A 16323-nucleotide genomic window follows, 5' to 3' on the forward strand; every position below is an offset into this window, starting at 1 on the left:
TCATCCGGAAGTACGCCTTTTTGACATCACCCCACATAACCGGTTTACCGTGTTGTAATACCTTATATCCTTATTGATGGAACAGCATAATGGAGGGAAAATAAAAATCCCGGCTGTAATTACAGCCGGGACTATTGTAAAATGTAAGTTCTGACACATTAACGGCCGTGGCCCTGCTGCGGATAGGCGTCGCCTTCTTTTTCTTTTTCGCGCTCGTAAGCCTTAATGATGGCTTTAACCAGGCGGTGACGCACCACATCTTCCTCGTCCAGTTCAATATGGGCAATGCCGTCAATATTACGCAGAATGCGACTTGCTTTTTCCAGACCACTTCTCTGGTTTCTGGGAAGGTCAATTTGTGTAGGGTCGCCGGTAATAATGGCTTTGGCATTGGCGCCGATACGGGTGAGGAACATTTTCAGCTGCAGATCGTTGGCGTTCTGCGCCTCATCCAGAATAATAAAGGCATTGTCGAGTGTACGGCCACGCATATACGCCAGGGGCGCTATTTCTATGGTACGTGTACTCATGTAATAGCCTAGTTTATCTGCCGGAATCATATCGTCCAGCGCATCGTATAACGGGCGCAGGTACGGGTCAATTTTTTCCTTCAGATCGCCTGGCAGAAAACCAAGGCTTTCGCCTGCTTCTACCGCCGGGCGGGTAAGAATGATTTTCTTCACCACCTTGTTCTTCAATGCTCTTACGGCCAGCGCCACGGCGGTATAGGTTTTACCGGTACCGGCAGGGCCAATGGCAAACACAATATCGTTTCGGTCGCAGGCGGTAACCATTTTTTTCTGATTGGCCGTGCGGGCGCGAACGGTTTTGCCGTTGGGGCCGAACACAAGAATGTCGTTGGGATTTCTATCTGTAAAATTGTCGATGGTTTCCGCATCGTCGCCGCCTAAAATCTGTTCAAAATAGTTTTCAGTAAGGCCACCGTTGCGCTCCATGTACTGGACAATCAGGTCAATCTTCTCCTTTGCTGTTTCAATGTGTTCAGGTGCACCGCTTAGTTTTATCTGTGTACCGCGTGATAAAATTTTTAACAAAGGGAATTTTTTCTTTAACAGGTCCAGCTTACGATTGTTAACGCCGAAAAACTCAATGGGGTTTACGGACTCGAGGTTAATGATTGCTTCTGTCAAGGTACAATTCTTTAGGTGATTAATCCGGCTTTGGGTACTACAAAAGGAATGCCGATGATTGCCCGCTGACATGTACTCATTCATGTCTAACCAAACTTAACTTAAATACGAACTAAATACGAATTATATTATGCACAGCTGTGCGTAACAAAGCAGGGCAAATGCGGCAAAAAATGCTTATATTCTAGCAAGATCAGCAATGGCCTTTTTAGGATCGGATGACTTGAACACATTGCTTCCGGCTACCAGTACATCTGCACCCGCAGCAATGATTTCGGCTGCATTATCAGACGTTACACCGCCATCAATTTCAATGAGTACATTGTGATTACCGGCAGTAATCATTTGTTTCAGCTGCTTTATTTTATGCAGGGTATGGGGAATGAATTTTTGCCCGCCAAAACCGGGGTTTACACTCATTATTAACACGGTGTCAATATCTGCAATAATATCTTCCAGCTGCGAAACGGGGGTGTGCGGATTAATGGCTACACCCGCTTTCATGCCCAGTTGTTTTATCTGCTGAATATTGCGGTGCAGGTGGGGGCAGGCTTCAATATGCACGCTCAGACGGTCAGCTCCGGCTGCTTTAAAAGCTTCTGTATATTTTTCCGGCTCTACAATCATCAGATGCACATCCAGCACTTTGGAGGTGGCTTTGCGAATCTGCTCCACTACGGGCAGGCCAAAGCTGATGTTAGGCACAAAACGGCCATCCATTACATCGAGGTGAAACCATTCAGCTTCACTTTCATTAACCATCTTACATTCTTCGCCCAGACGTAAAAAATCGGAAGCCAGGAAAGAGGGTGCAATTATCGCCATAGTAATAGAATTGAATATGAGTAGAGTTACTTTTGCAGTTGTTGTATTTTTTCCTTTGCCTGCGTAAGGTTTTTATCCAGGCTGAGCGCCTGTTTAAAACGCAGCAGTGCACTGTCTTTTTTGTTCATCATTTCATACGCACGTGCCTGATAGTAATAGGCATCGGCATACAGGGTGTTTACGCTGGAGGCAAAGCGGAATACTTCCAGTGCTTTGTTATAATCTTTATGATCGAAGTATACCAGCCCCTTTTCAATATGCGCCTCCATGTAAGTATAGTTATTGGCAATGCATTTATCCAACTGCTGTATTGCCCTGGTGGTGTCGCCGGTGCGGGCGTAGTAAACGCCTTCAATAAAGGCACAATGTGCATCGTACTCGCGGCCCAGCTTTAAACGGTTAAGGTTTTCGCAAATATTGATGGCTTTTACATCTCTACGTTCCGCAAACAGATTGGCCAGCGATAGCTGTGCTTCGGGTGCGGGGTAAATACGCAGGGCCCTCTCATAATCACGGATAGCGGAGGACGTATCGCCGCTATGCTCCCATACCTGTGCTTTGGAATACCAGAGGCCGTAGTTGAGGCTATCGCGGGAAATGAGGCTGTCCATCTGTGCCAGTGCCTCACCATAATGTGCGGAGCTATCAAGCGCTACCGCCAGCCGTAAGCGCAAACCTGCGCTATCCGGGTGCTGTTTTACCAGTTTTATCATGCTCACCACTTCCGGTGCAAGTGGCTTTTCTTTCTGCTCTTCTGCTGTTTTCTCTTTGCCTGTGCAGGAAAATAAAATGGCAAAACCTGCTGCCAGTACTGCCCGTGAAACTGTATTCATATGTGGTAAAAAGCCAAAAGTAGGCAAACAAAGCCGAAAATAAAGGGTGCTTTCGCAGCCGTTTTGGATACTTCCTAACCGGGCGCGGGGCAGAACGAAGAAGTGCTGCCCGGCCGGGAAGCGATCAGCATTAATTATGGTGATAAAGTAACAGGTGTATTAGTTTATCTGTTCTCCTGGTGGGTGGATGTGTGTATCGATGATATAGTCGGTGATGGGTTTCAGTTCGTAGTTCATAACAATCGGGTGCTTTCCGTCTGCCGTAAAATACTCAAGATGATTGCCGATTTTTGAATACCACACACATCCTTTATCTCTATGTGTAATAGTTTTAACAGCAGTGATTTTTTTGAAATGCCTTAGTCTGAATGTATCTAATGCTACTACGTAAGTGTCCTGAATTTTCTTATCACAAGGTACGCGCTGAAAATGATCGCCTGCCCAGTACATACAACCTCCGGTTTCCCGGGAAATCTCAAATCTATACCACCAATAGCCCATCAGTAAAAAAATCAAGACTACGCCTGCCTTCAACAGTGGTGACAAGGCACTTTTATTTTCCTTTTTCTGATTGTTATCCAGTGTATTTATTACGCCATCATCTGGCAACGGAACGTTTTGAATATTACCTGTGCGTTCAGTGACATCTGGTGCAGGCCCGGTTGATATGACCGGGATTTCGTTATCCTGTAACGATGAATTATTTATCTCACTGTAGGGTTCAATAATAACAGTATTGCTGCCTGTATGATTATCAGTGCCCGATTCCTGTTCTATCACTATAGCGCCCGCCTGCATTTTTAAAAGCGGTTCATAGTCTATGGTGTAATCATAGGGCCGGTGTGGAAAGTTGATTAAACAAGCTAATAATTCAATGTATATAGGATCAGTGTTCTTGCTCTCTGTAGTGTCGGTAAGATAATCGGAGAGGGGTCTGAACTTATCTTCATCATAAGCTGTAATGTTTTGGCTAAAAGTCTTTGTTTCATCCCATTTTTTGCAAAAGTCTCTTATTGCTTTTTTATCCTGAGGAGAGAGTTCTCCTTTACATATTTCGGAACAAGCCTTTTTTAATTTAGCCCTTGTGGGATGCATTAATCCCGAAGGAATAAAGCTTTTGCTCCTTTTAAATTTATAGTCCTGAAGAACCAGCTTTTCATAATCGGTAAATACACTTGGCATAGTTAATATTGTATACACAATAATACTTTCACCTCTTTATCAGCTTTTACGGCTTCCCGTAAAAAAAGACATATGCCAGCTTCTATTTTTGAGCAGTTAACTACAGGAATTGCTTAATAAAATAAATATCTCATGGCTGAAACGCATTCCCTATACCGATATCTTTCTTTTCAGGATAAAACACCTTACCGAAGGTATGTGCAGGTAAATTCAACTGCTAAATCAGGAAAAACTATTTCCGGCAAACCATCTGTAGCAGCGCGCCAGGCGCATGGGTCTTATGGTGCTTTACTGTTACATCCCAAATGGAAAAATAAAAGAAAGGAGATATTGATACGTGACGGGCACCAATGTGTTCACTGCCGGGAAACCAACAATCTGCAGGTGCACCACCGGCAATATCACTTTCTGGTAAGCCAGCAACAATTCAGACTTCCCTGGGATTACCCGGATCATTTACTTATTACACTGTGCAGTTCCTGCAACAGACAGGGGCATAGTAAATACAAGGTTCTAACTGTCAATATTTAAAACTCTATTTTATGGGATTATTCAGCTTCTTTAATCGTCAGCCGCATAACGATCAGGCCGTTGCGCAGGACACAGCATCACTTATGGGAGATATACCTGAGGACATATTTGTTGAAAAAGAACAACCAGGTACCACACAACCGGAAGAAAAACAAAATGGTACTCCTATCAATAGTATTCATTTGTTGTATGACTTTCTGGACAAGAACTACGAATCGAAGGGATATAATGATGCATTGATTAATCCGGATAACACGCACCTGGACCAAAACATTGTGGCCTTAAAAAATGATCTGGAACGATCTATCCGTAAGGTGAAGACCTACTACGAAGATTTCATCCGTCAGATAAACTTTCACATAGCCAGCCGTAGCAGAAGCGGAATGGTAGACACGGTAGAAGAACTTGCGGTAAAAAAAGAAATTGCAGAAAGTCATATTAAGCAGGTGATTGAAATTGAAGAACAAGCCAGGAACGATGAGGGAGTTGGGCATGGCATTATCATCAGTTATACGCGTGGTTTCCGGAACGGTCTGGCAGCGATATCAGGTCATTCCATTTTGAATAAACACTTTTAATTACAGGCTATGAAAAATGTATGGATACGTTTTGGATGTTTTATGACAGGGCAGAACTATAATATACTAAGAGGTTGTAGTGAAGCTGCTTCCAAAGCCTTAAAAAAGTATACGGCGGCTATGCTTATAGTTTGTATTCTCTGGTTTTTTATCGGATTTACATTTGCCCAGAGATACCTGTTGGCTAATATTGTGGGGTGTTTGCTGGCAGCAGTTATTGCAGTTGTGATTATTATACAGATAGAAAGGCAGATTATTTTATCCATCAATCCTGGCAAGCCATTGCTCATCTTCAGAGGGTGTCTGGCTTTTATGATGTCTATATTAGGTGCTGTTATTATTGACCAGATATTGCTGGCAAAAGATATTGAAACGGAAAAAATCACTTATATCTCTAACCGGGTAAACGAAATTTTACCAATGAAAACGGAAGAGTTACGAAGCCAGTTATTTGCCTTAGATACTTCCATTGCTGCTAAAGAGCGGGAAAAGCAGGAGTATATTAATGAGGTTACACGAAACCCTGTTATAAAATACTCGACCAGTTCCAGTCAAATGAGTTCAACGCCTGTTACGTATAAGGACGTGCTTGGGCGGGATTCTATCGTGATGGTTTCCAGACCCATTGTATCCATCTCTAATAATGCCATTGCCAATCCTAAAACGGCATTGATAGCTTCTGCAGATTCCACTATTGCCGATATGAGAAAGTTGAAAACAGCTAAAGAAAATACCTTGCTGCATATCAGGCCTTCGTTAGAAAAGGAGATGGAAGAAAAAGTGGGCTTTCTGGATGAGCTGAAAGTAATGGTTCAGTTGATATCTAAATCTACAGTAGCATTGGCTTTCTGGCTGTTGTGGATACTGTTTTTTTTCTTTATAGAGATGCTGGTACTGGTTAGTAAAATGGGAGAGGAGCATAGCGATTACGAAAAGGCCGTGCTTCATCACAAAAAGTTACAGATATGGCGGTTGGATGCGATGGCTAAAGGGCTTGATGCGGGTAATGCAGGAAATCCGGGGTAAAAACACAGTGTTTTGGAACTTTGTGCTTTCTGCGGTTACTTTGTGCCTCAAATAACGATGATATGGAGACTGGATTACTGCATTTACATAGTTTTTTACGCTGGGTGATACTGCTTTTACTGGTAGTAAACATTTTAAGACATTTCAGCGCAGCCCAAAAGCCGTATACTGCGGGTGATAAGAAACTGGGATTGTTTCTGATGATTGCCGCACATATTACCTTATTACTTGGTCTTATTCAGGTAGCAATTGGTAATATCAGCTGGAAAAATGTACCTGCTGATGTATCGGTTATGAAAGACAGTTACTGGCGTTTTTTCCTGGTGGAGCATCCGGTTGCAATGATTGCTGCTATTGTGCTGATTACACTAGGTAAAGGGGTTGCCAAAAAGAATATTACAGACGCTGCCAAACATAAAAAGGCTGCAATTTTATTCACTATTGCACTGATTCTGATTCTGGCAGTAGTTCCCTGGCCTTTCCGCACGGGTGTAGCGCGTCCGTTATTTCCAGGCATGAGCTTATAAGTGAAACTTTTTAACAGCATAGTCAAAAGGAGGCAATTGTTTTACATTTGCCTCCTTTTGACTTTTTTATATTTGAATACACAGAGTTGAGGCATGTCCGTAAAACAGAACGATCATAAAACCGTATTACTGTTATCTCCCCACCGATTACTAACCGATTGTCAACAAGTGGTGGAGTCGCTGCACATTATTAAGTACGATAGCAGTAAAGTAGAATATATAGCCTGTAAAACTGACCAGGCTGAGGTAAAGGAATACTATGCACATTTGAGTAAACCTGCCAAAGATGCTTTGCCAGGCTTTACCAGGGAGGGCATAAAGGAATTGAAGGAGCAACTGCGGGAGCGCTATAAGAAACTACAGCCGGAATCTGATTTTGATACCTTTTACCAGCTGGCAGCGGTACGCCGCTTTCAGGAGTTGTTTGAGCCGTTGAAAGCCCAGGCAGCGCACGTAAAGTGGTACCATAAAGTACCTATTGAAAACGACCGGTTTAAAACGGTAGCCTGCACCTTCAGCGGCCTGCGCCCGATGCTACAGTTTGAGGTAAGCCGTAATGAAGAGAATGAACTGGAGCTGACCGGGTTTGTGTTTGTAAACGGCGCATCGGAACCATTGCGTTTGTTTAAACGCAACCGGTTTTTGCTGGAGAAAGACAATGTATACTATCTGTTAACCCATACCGATTACTTAACGCTTCAATGGCTGGAACAAAAGCCGGAGCGTATGTATAACAAAACCCCGCAGGCATTTGCACAGCATATACTGGCTAAGCTGGAAGGCGACTATACCGTGCGCCGGAATAATCTGTTTTCGGGAGATCAGGTAAAAGTTGCCCCGCAAAACCGCATAGTGCTGAGTGAAATACATCCTTCCTACCTGGTGATGACGCCGCAGTGGCTGTATGATGATTTTGTGGTGGAGGGTGCCTGGAAAGAGATGATGGAGGTTACACGTGATGGGAAGATGTTTCAGGTGGTGAGAAGCAAAGAACCGGAAGATAGCTTTTTACAATTGCTGGAATCGTTACACGAAAGTTTTGCGCAGCAGAAAAATGGTTATTACCATATCTCTTTTGATGAGGCCCGTAAAAAGCAATGGTTTCTGAAAGTATATCACCGTTTACTGGAACTGGATGTTCAGGTGGTAGGTATGGATATGTTGCAGCATTTCCGGTATTCTTCCTTTAAAGTAGCTACCACGGCTACTATTGTAAAAGAAGAAACCAATACGGTAACACTGCAGATGACGGTGAGTTTTGGTAAGGAAGAAATATCGCTGGTGGAGTTACAGAAGCAATTGTTTATACGCCAGCATCTGGTGTTGCTGAAAGATACCTCGCTGGGGGTGCTGGACGATGAGTGGCTGCAACGTTACAGTACTTTGCTGCGGCATGGAAAGGTGAATAAAAACCAGGTAACGGTATCGCGCTGGCTGGCGTTTTGTGAGCAGTCTGCTACCGATGAAACACAGGTGCTGAAGAAGGTAATACCGAAGCCCTGGTGGGAGAAGTGGGAGATATGGCAGAAAGACGAACAGCTATTGTACCCGGTGCCTGAGGGCGTAAAAGCCACCTTGCGGCCTTATCAGCAAAAAGGCTATGAATGGCTGAGTCTGCTGGCAGAAGCGGGGGCAGGAGCTTGCCTGGCAGATGATATGGGGTTGGGTAAAACGTTACAGACAATCTGTTTTCTGGCCCGGCAATCGCATTTACAGGAAAAAGCCATACATCTGATTGTTTGTCCTTCTTCGTTGTTATACAACTGGCAGCAGGAGCTGAAGAAGTTTGCCCCGCATTTAAAAAGCCTGGTGCATTATGGAAACAGCCGTAACACGCCGCTGGTACTTAAAAAACAACATGACGTAGTAATTACCAGTTATGGTACCCTGCGTGCGGATATAGAAGAACTGAGTACCGTTTCGTTTGCTGTGGTAGCATTGGATGAGAGTCACCACATTAAGAACCCCTCTGCCCAGATAACCCGTGCGGTAAGCCGTTTACAGGCTTCATTTGGTATAGCCCTGAGTGGTACGCCGGTAATGAACAATACATTTGACCTGTATGCGCAGATGAATTTTCTGCTGCCAGGCATGTTTGGCAACAGAGAGTTTTTTAAAAGAGAATATGCGGATGCCATTGACCGTAACCGCGATGAAGTGCGTATTAAAGCCCTGCATAAATTAACGGCCCCCTTTATACTGAGACGTACCAAACAACAGGTAGCGGGTGATCTGCCACCTAAAACGGAGATGGTAATGTGGTGTACCATGCAACCTGCACAGAAAGCTTTATACGATGAAGTGCGGGAAAGCATTAAGAGCAGCGTGTTTATGGATATTGAGAAGGAGGGTTTGGGTAAGAGTACGCTCGCTTTACTACAGGGTATGCTGCGGCTGCGGCAGCTTTGTAACAGTCCTTTACTGTTGCCTCCGCAGGAGCAGAATAACTGCACAGAAAGTATTAAAACACAACTGTTGATGGATGAACTTTCCAATAATCTGAAAGATCATAAGGTGCTGATATTTTCTCAGTTTGCTTCTATGCTGCGGTTACTGGCAGATGCGTGTAAAGAGCGTGGGCTGGAGTTTTACCATTTTGACGGGCAAACGCCGCCTGTTCAGCGCGCAGAGATGGCCAACGCATTTCAGCAGCCGGATAATAAAGTGAATATATTCCTGATAAGCCTGAAAGCGGGTAATGCCGGTTTAAACCTTACTGCGGCAGACTATGTGTTTTTGTTTGATCCGTGGTGGAATACCGCTGTGCAGCAGCAGGCAATTGACCGGGCGCACCGTATAGGACAAACGAAGAATGTATTTGCTTATAAGATGATTTGTAAGGACACCATTGAAGAGCGTATTATACAATTGCAGGAGCAGAAGCAGCAACTGGCGGGGGCGCTGGTAACGGAGGAAGAGGGTTTTGTGAAATCGCTTACCGAGGAAGATGTAGCGTACCTGTTTAGCTAGTGTTGCTGCAAATAAAAAAGGCTGCCGGATATGGGCAGCCTTTTTTATTTTATTTGTTTATGGCTATTTTTTGAACGACATAACAATGTTTACATGGTTATTACCATTATAAGTAACGCCTTCCATTGGTGGCATATCAGGCTTTATGTTCGTGTTTAATGAAAGGGTAAGTGTGTTACCGGTAATTTTATACTTATAACCGGCAGCCTGAGTAGGGTAGGTTCCATTCTGGCCCGTGTTATTAGGTACATCAACACTTACCAGGCCACCGCCGGGAAAATACAAAGAATCTGAGTTTACCGTTCTGTAATTGTTAGAGCCACTGCTGGCAGATGCGGTATAGGCAAACGGAAAGCTGTAATCCTGTGTTTCCATACCTGTTACATAAATCTTTGCTTTTGAGGTGGTACTTACGCTGTATACAATATCTTTTGTAGTAGCCTTGTCTGTGGTAAATGTAATGGTGCCGCTGTTATCGGTAGTGGTATATTCTGTAGTAGTAACAGAGCGGGTTCCCATGCCCTGAACAGACATTGTCATATCAGATACCAGCTTAGCCTGCATTCCGGTAAAGATCCATGTACCAATTAAAGAAGAAGTATTACCAGGGTTGCCTGGTTTGGTGGTATCGGTGCCGGAGCCATTACCGTTACCATTTCCGCCACCATTACTACCGCCGTTGTTGCCGGTTTCGTTGGGGTTATAGGTATCTATTGAAGTTTCTTTCTGACACGAGGTAAGTGCGGTTATTACAGCCATTACACAGAGCAGCAGGTACTTTTTCATGATAAAAGGTTTACGATTGATTGCTGCAAAATTAAGGAAAGCCCATTAAAACAAGGGGGATTTTTGAGGAACGCCTGAAAACACCGATCTTTTACAATAAGATGTAATTCATGAGTGTAACTAAAACTGATTTTTCTATGGTACTACAGAGGACTATGGCCTGGGGCGCGTTATTGTTACTTGGCGCCTGTAATTCCGGCGGAGGAGATACCCCGGGCGGAGTGGAGGATTCTACAGCAGCACTGGCTATTAACGACAGCAGTTTTGCCAGGCATATTAAAATGCTTGCTTCCGATTCGTTTGAGGGCCGAAAACCTTTTACCAAAGGAGAGGAGCTGACTATTGACTATTTGTCTACGCAGTTTAAACAACTGGGGCTGCAACCCGGTAATGGCAGCAGTTATGTGCAGGAGGTGCCGATGGTGGAAATACGCTCTGTACCGGCGGGCGATCTGGTAATAAAAGGCAAAAGTGGTTCTTTATCGCTGAAATACCTGGATGAGTATGTGGCGGCTACGCGGCGCGTGCAGGATCTGGTAAAAGTAGAAAATTCGCCTATTGTGTTTGCCGGATATGGCATTGTGGCACCGGAGTATGGCTGGAACGATTATGCAGGCCTGGATGTGAAAGGAAAAACAGTACTGGTGCTGGTAAATGATCCGGGTTTTACAGATAGTACGCTGTTTAAAGGCCGCACCATGACGTATTACGGCCGTTGGACGTATAAGTTTGAAGAGGCAGCGCGACAGGGGGCTACCGGCGTTATTATTATTCACGACACCAAACCGGCCAGTTACCCGTGGACGGTAGTGCGCAGCAGCTGGTCTAAATCCAGGCTTTACCTGCAAACGGCAGATAACAATCTGTCGCGGGCAGTAATGGAAGGCTGGATGAGCACTGAATCTGCCACCAGGTTGTTTCAGTTGGCGGGCGTATCGCCGGATTTGCTGAAACAGGCCGGGAAAAAAGGGTTTAAACCGGTAGACCTGGGCGTAACCACCTCACTGGTAATTAACAATCAACTGAAAAAATCCACTTCTCATAACGTGCTGGCGTTGTTGCCAGGCACAGACCGCAAGGATGAATATATTATTTATTCTGCCCATTGGGATCATTTTGGAAAAGGGGAGGCGATTAACGGAGATTCTATTTATAATGGTGCGGTAGATAATGCCACCGGTACAGCGGCTTTACTGGAGATAGCTGCGGCGTTTTCCAAAGCCAAACCACCTTCCCGTTCTGTGTTGTTTATTTCGGTAACGGGTGAGGAGCAGGGCCTGCTGGGATCGGAGTATTACACCACCCATCCGGTTTATCCGGTGGCTAAAACAGTAGCCAATATAAACATGGATGTACTTCAACCTTTTGGCCGGATGAAAGATATTGGTGTGGTGGGCTATGGCCAGTCTGAACTGGATGAATATGCAGTGGAGGCAGCGGGCAGGCAGCACCGGACGGTGCATGGAGAACCGGATCCTTCAGGCGGCTGGTATTTCCGCTCAGATCATTTCAATTTTGCCAAAGTGGGTATTCCTTCACTGTATATAGAGAATGGAATAGAATCAGTAAATCATGAACCGGGTTGGGGTAAAGCGCAGGGAGAGGAGTACAATCATGTACGATACCACTCGCCCAAAGATGAATATTCTGACAGTTGGGATTTTAGCGGCATGGTAGAAGATGCGCGGCTGCTGTTTCAGATAGGGCATCGGCTGAGTACAGAAAACACTTTTCCTGAGTGGAAACCGGGATCTGAGTTTAAAGCCATCCGTGAGAAATAGAAGTTTGAACAATAATATAGTGGTAAACCGGGGTAAGGCCCCCTTAAATTACCGTGTTTTCACGGATTGTCTTGCGTGTAGAAATGACCTTTATTTGCACTTACAACCCAGTACCTTTCCCCTAAACACTTAAGGGCCAAAAAGGACTGTAAACTTTTCCGTACAACCAGAAAAGTTTACAGTACCTGTTGGTTTCAGCCTTCCAACTCTATTACTTCGCAGTTTTTGATTTCTTTGCCATCAATAACAAAACGTATAAGCGTACGTACTTTATGCCAGCCCTGTTTTCCGGCTGCACCGGGGTTCAGATGCAAGCATTGCAACTTTTGATCGTACATCACCTTCAGTATATGAGAATGCCCGCTGATGAAGATGCCTGCTTCTTCCTTCATAATCTTGTCTTTTACTCCTTTTTCGTATTTACCGGGGTAACCACCAATATGCTGCATCAGCACTTTTACCCCCTCGCATTGGAAGGCCAGTGTTTCAGGAAAGTGGTGGCGTATGTCGGGGCCGTCTATATTGCCATATACCCCTCTTAGAGGCTTAAAAGTCTGCAGTGCCTCCGCAATAGCTGCTGTTCCAAAATCGCCGCCATGCCATATTTCGTCACACTGCGCAAAGTGGCGGAATACGGCTTCGTCTAAAAAGTTGTGCGTGTCTGATATCAGTCCTATCCGTGTCATATTAATCTACCAGGTTGTCTTGTCGTAGTTTTTCAAAAGCCATCAGCACTCCGGTTACCTGATGCGGTTGCAGCTGATATTCTTCCTGCGAAAAATACTGTACCCCACCAATTTCCGCAGCGGGCTGCGGCTGTTGGGTAAGCTGATGCATAAAGCAATGCTGCTGCATGGTAATATTATCTTCTCCAAAAGCTGGTGCGGTAATATGATAGTACCAGGAGAGGCTTTCTTCCGGCAGTTGCAGGTTCAACTCTTCCTGAATTTCGCGCCGCAGGCCCATGAGGGGTGTTTCGCCTGCATCTATTTTACCGCCGGGCAGGTACCAGGCCTGTTTGTTGTTGCTGAAGGCCAGCAGCAGTTTTCTTTCTTTTACCACAATTAATCCTGCACAGTGAATGACCTTGTTCATAGTAAACCAAAAATTGTATCTTAGTAGAACGATTGCAAGTTTATGCCTTTCTACCGGAATTTTACCTACTGGATTGACAAGCGCAGATGGAAATACGTATTTCTGTTGGCTACCCTTACTATTTCCAGATACTGATACTTCCTGCCCTTATTCCGATTATTTTAATTCATTCTTATAAGCTATTGCTATGCCTTATTATCATAAGCTGGGTAATATCCCGCATAAACGTCATACCCAGTTCCGCCGCCCCGACGGCTCTTTATATTCCGAGCAATTATTCAGTACAGAAGGGTTTAGCAGCGATTATTCTCTGTTGTATCACTGCCATCCGCCTACTGCCATTATACAAACAGAAGAGCCTTACGATGTGATGCCGCGGATTGCAGAAGAGAAAATGTTGAAGCACCGCAGTTTTGAAGGGTTTAAGGTAAAACCCGGGGCTGATTTTATAAAAAGCCGGGTGCCGGTATTGGTAAACAACGACTGCCATGTAGTACTGGCTGCACCTACCGAAAGTATGACCGGATATTTTTATAAAAATGCAGATGCCGATGAAATGCTGTTTATACACGAGGGCAGCGGCCGCCTGCTTACCCAGTATGGGGTTATTCCGTTTGCATATGGCGATTACCTGGTAATACCCCGTGGTACTATTTACCAGCTGGAGTTTGAGAACAGCAATAACCGGCTGCTGATTGTGGAAAGCTTTAGCCCTATACGTTTTCCCAGCCGATATATGAGTAAGCACGGTCAACTGCTGGAGCATTCGCCTTACTGCGAGCGGGATATACGTGCGCCACAGCATTTATTAACAACAGATGAGAAAGGCGACTTTGTTATCCGCACCAAAAAGAAAGGTAGAATGTACCATATTCATTATGGGTACCACCCTTTTGATGTAATAGGCTGGGATGGATGCTGCTACCCTTTCGCATTCAGTATTCATGATTTTGAACCAATTACAGGCCGGGTACATCAGCCACCGCCGGTGCATCAGACTTTTGAAGCCCATAACTTTGTGATATGCAGTTTTGTGCCGCGGTTGTACGATTACCATCCGCAGTCGATACCCGCGCCGTACAACCACAGCAATATTGATAGCGATGAAGTGCTGTATTATGTAGATGGCGATTTCATGAGCAGAAAGCATGTAACCCGGGGTATGATAACGCTGCATCCGGGGGGCATTCCACACGGGCCACATCCGGGTACGGTAGAAAAAAGTATTGGTGCTAAGGAAACCCGCGAACTGGCGGTGATGATAGATACCTTTCATCCATTACAGCTTACGGAAGAGGCGTTGGCTATAGAAAACAGCGGCTATACCATGAGTTGGGCAGAGTAATTCATGGGTTTATAAGATAAACGGATATCCTGCATATTGGAAGTATGCAGGATATTTTGTTTATTGCGGCCATTCAAGCACTTATTTATTACAATCAATAGTTATGGAATACAGAGTATTAGGAACTTCTGAAGTAAAGGTGTCGGCCATTACGTTTGGGGCATGGGCCATTGGAGGCTGGATGTGGGGCGGAGCAGACCGTAAGGACGCGCTGGACGCTATCAGAGCTTCCTGGGACAATGGTGTTACCTCTATTGATACGGCGCCGGCTTACGGGCAGGGGCTGAGTGAAGAAATAATAGGGGAGGCTCTGCAACAGATTCAGCGCGATAAAGTGCAGATTCTTACCAAATACGGCTTGCGCTGGGACCTTAAAAAAGGGGAGTTCTTTTTTAACAGTACAGATAATGACGGCAAGCCCATTGATATGTACCGTTATGCTGGTAAGGAGAGTGTGATAGAAGAATGCGAAAACTGCCTGCGCCGTTTGGGTACAGACTATATTGATTTGTTTCAGATACACTGGGCAGATAATACCACACCTATAGAAGAAACAATGGAAGCCATACAGCTTTTACAGGAGCAGGGTAAGATAAAAGCTGGTGGAGTATGTAATTACACGGCCGATCAGATGAAAACGGCGGAGAAAGTGGTATCGCTGGCTGCGAATCAGGTGCCTTACAGCATGGTATTAAGAGATATTGAAAAAGAGCTGGTGCCTTACTGCCGGGAGCATAACAAATCTATTATTGCGTATAGCCCCTTACAAAGAGGTTTGCTGAGCGGTAAAATTAAGCCGGGCTATTCCTTTAACGAAGGCGATACCCGTTCTGGCAACCGCTTTTACACTGACGAAAATATTACCCGCATTAATGCTTTTCTGGCTAAGATTCGCCCGCTTGCCGAAACCAAAGGCGCTACACTGGCCCAGCTGGTAATTGCCTGGACCATACAGCAGCCGGGTATTACGGTGGCGCTGGTAGGCGCCCGCAATGCAGAGCAGGCTATACAGAATGCCCGTGCTGCAGAAGTGCAGCTGAAACCGGAGGAGATTATGTTTATAAACGACCAGCTGGCAAAGCTGGAACTGGTACAACCTTAAGCGGAGGAATTGCCGGGGAGCATATGGCAGGATGATTGCATTTATTTCAGTATATTACTGAACATAAAAAAATTGCTGTATGATCAAGTTCAATGAAATGAAACCCGGCGATTTTGTGATTGCCGAATATGAAGGACAACGGAGAATGGGTGAGGTTACCGGTGTTGACAATGAAAGTAAACTGGTGGGCGTGGAAACGGATGTGCAGGAATTCTGGTACGACCGTGAGCACATTCACCCTATTTCCCTTACCGATGAAAGCCTGCATTGGCTGAATTTTACCAAAGAACTACAGACAGACGGATCTGTTAAGTACAAAAAGGGGGCTTTCCGCCTGTGGATTCCGGCTCCGGACCAGTTTGCCCAGCTGGAAATCTGGTACCGTGAGGACCGCCGTATTCAGCCCGATGTACACTACATTCACCAGCTGCAGAACCACTACCTGCAGATGACCAAGATCCCTTTAACAAGGGATGTATTAGTCTGAAAATCCATTCTAAATTGCACTCAGGATATAAGCCTTGAGACGAACAGTGTCAATGGCTTATATCCTTTTTTTATTTACGTATATATATTTATTTGAATAAAAAT

16 protein-coding genes are annotated in these 16323 nt (G+C 44.9%); 9 read left to right on the top strand and 7 right to left on the bottom strand.

Annotated elements, in window-relative coordinates:
* Positions 1-158: 158 nt before the first annotated feature.
* The 4 genes from IEY13_RS04590 to IEY13_RS04605 all read right to left on the bottom strand — a co-directional run bounded on the left by IEY13_RS04590 (position 159) and on the right by IEY13_RS04605 (position 3991).
* Positions 159-1151 (bottom strand): PhoH family protein, encoded by a 993-nt coding sequence (locus tag IEY13_RS04590; protein WP_188950766.1) that lies wholly within the window; start codon positions 1149-1151, stop codon positions 159-161.
* A 177-nt stretch (positions 1152-1328) separates the two neighbouring features.
* Positions 1329-1976, bottom strand: coding sequence for a ribulose-phosphate 3-epimerase (gene rpe / locus IEY13_RS04595; protein ID WP_188950767.1), 648 nt, complete (start codon positions 1974-1976; stop codon positions 1329-1331).
* A 26-nt stretch (positions 1977-2002) separates the two neighbouring features.
* Positions 2003-2809: a tetratricopeptide repeat protein gene (locus IEY13_RS04600; protein ID WP_188950768.1), complete on the bottom strand. Its 807-nt coding sequence runs from the start codon at positions 2807-2809 to the stop codon at positions 2003-2005.
* A 159-nt stretch (positions 2810-2968) separates the two neighbouring features.
* Positions 2969-3991 carry a hypothetical protein gene (locus IEY13_RS04605; protein ID WP_188950769.1) on the bottom strand — a complete coding sequence of 341 codons (1023 nt, stop codon included), beginning with the start codon at positions 3989-3991 and terminating at the stop codon, positions 2969-2971.
* 132 nt (positions 3992-4123) lie between these two features.
* On the opposite strand from IEY13_RS04605, the gene IEY13_RS30095 reads away from it, so the two are divergent.
* From IEY13_RS30095 to IEY13_RS04630, 5 genes are all read left to right on the top strand, one after another.
* A complete protein-coding gene (locus tag IEY13_RS30095; RefSeq protein WP_229687729.1) occupies positions 4124-4522 on the top strand; it encodes an HNH endonuclease in 399 nt (132 codons plus the stop codon).
* Between the two features lie 11 nt (positions 4523-4533).
* Complete coding sequence (locus IEY13_RS04615) at positions 4534-5100, top strand: hypothetical protein (RefSeq protein ID WP_188950770.1); 567 nt, start codon at positions 4534-4536, stop codon at positions 5098-5100.
* A 9-nt stretch (positions 5101-5109) separates the two neighbouring features.
* Positions 5110-6126, top strand: coding sequence for a DUF4407 domain-containing protein (locus IEY13_RS04620; protein WP_188950771.1), 1017 nt, complete (start codon positions 5110-5112; stop codon positions 6124-6126).
* 62 nt (positions 6127-6188) lie between these two features.
* The gene (locus IEY13_RS04625; protein WP_188950772.1) at positions 6189-6653 is read left to right on the top strand and encodes a hypothetical protein; all 465 of its coding nucleotides are present in this window, start codon (positions 6189-6191) and stop codon (positions 6651-6653) included.
* Between the two features lie 93 nt (positions 6654-6746).
* Entirely contained in the window at positions 6747-9623 is a 2877-nt protein-coding gene (locus IEY13_RS04630) for a DEAD/DEAH box helicase (protein WP_188950773.1), read from the top strand.
* A 63-nt stretch (positions 9624-9686) separates the two neighbouring features.
* On the opposite strand, the gene IEY13_RS04635 is transcribed toward IEY13_RS04630, so the two are convergent.
* Positions 9687-10409 (bottom strand): hypothetical protein, encoded by a 723-nt coding sequence (locus tag IEY13_RS04635; protein ID WP_188950774.1) that lies wholly within the window; start codon positions 10407-10409, stop codon positions 9687-9689.
* Positions 10410-10546: 137 nt separating this feature from the next.
* On the opposite strand from IEY13_RS04635, the gene IEY13_RS04640 reads away from it, so the two are divergent.
* Complete coding sequence (locus tag IEY13_RS04640; RefSeq protein WP_188950775.1) at positions 10547-12190, top strand: M28 family metallopeptidase; 1644 nt, start codon at positions 10547-10549, stop codon at positions 12188-12190.
* A 194-nt stretch (positions 12191-12384) separates the two neighbouring features.
* Here IEY13_RS04640 and IEY13_RS04645 read toward each other — a convergent pair whose 3' ends face one another.
* Positions 12385-12876: a metallophosphoesterase family protein gene (locus IEY13_RS04645; RefSeq protein ID WP_188950776.1), complete on the bottom strand. Its 492-nt coding sequence runs from the start codon at positions 12874-12876 to the stop codon at positions 12385-12387.
* 1 nt (position 12877) lies between these two features.
* Positions 12878-13285 carry an NUDIX hydrolase gene (locus tag IEY13_RS04650; RefSeq protein ID WP_188950777.1) on the bottom strand — a complete coding sequence of 136 codons (408 nt, stop codon included), beginning with the start codon at positions 13283-13285 and terminating at the stop codon, positions 12878-12880.
* A gap of 187 nt (positions 13286-13472) precedes the next feature.
* Here IEY13_RS04650 and IEY13_RS04655 point away from each other — a divergent pair, with 187 nt between their 5' ends.
* The 3 genes from IEY13_RS04655 to IEY13_RS04665 all read left to right on the top strand — a co-directional run bounded on the left by IEY13_RS04655 (position 13473) and on the right by IEY13_RS04665 (position 16219).
* Positions 13473-14630 (top strand): homogentisate 1,2-dioxygenase, encoded by a 1158-nt coding sequence (locus tag IEY13_RS04655; RefSeq protein WP_188950778.1) that lies wholly within the window; start codon positions 13473-13475, stop codon positions 14628-14630.
* Between the two features lie 103 nt (positions 14631-14733).
* On the top strand, positions 14734-15732 hold the full coding sequence (locus IEY13_RS04660; protein ID WP_188950779.1) for an aldo/keto reductase: 999 nt from the start codon (positions 14734-14736) through the stop codon (positions 15730-15732).
* 79 nt (positions 15733-15811) lie between these two features.
* The gene (locus tag IEY13_RS04665; protein WP_188950780.1) at positions 15812-16219 is read left to right on the top strand and encodes a hypothetical protein; all 408 of its coding nucleotides are present in this window, start codon (positions 15812-15814) and stop codon (positions 16217-16219) included.
* Positions 16220-16323: the final 104 nt, after the last annotated feature.

The organism is Filimonas zeae, assembly GCF_014641615.1.
Classification (GTDB): domain Bacteria; phylum Bacteroidota; class Bacteroidia; order Chitinophagales; family Chitinophagaceae; genus Filimonas; species Filimonas zeae.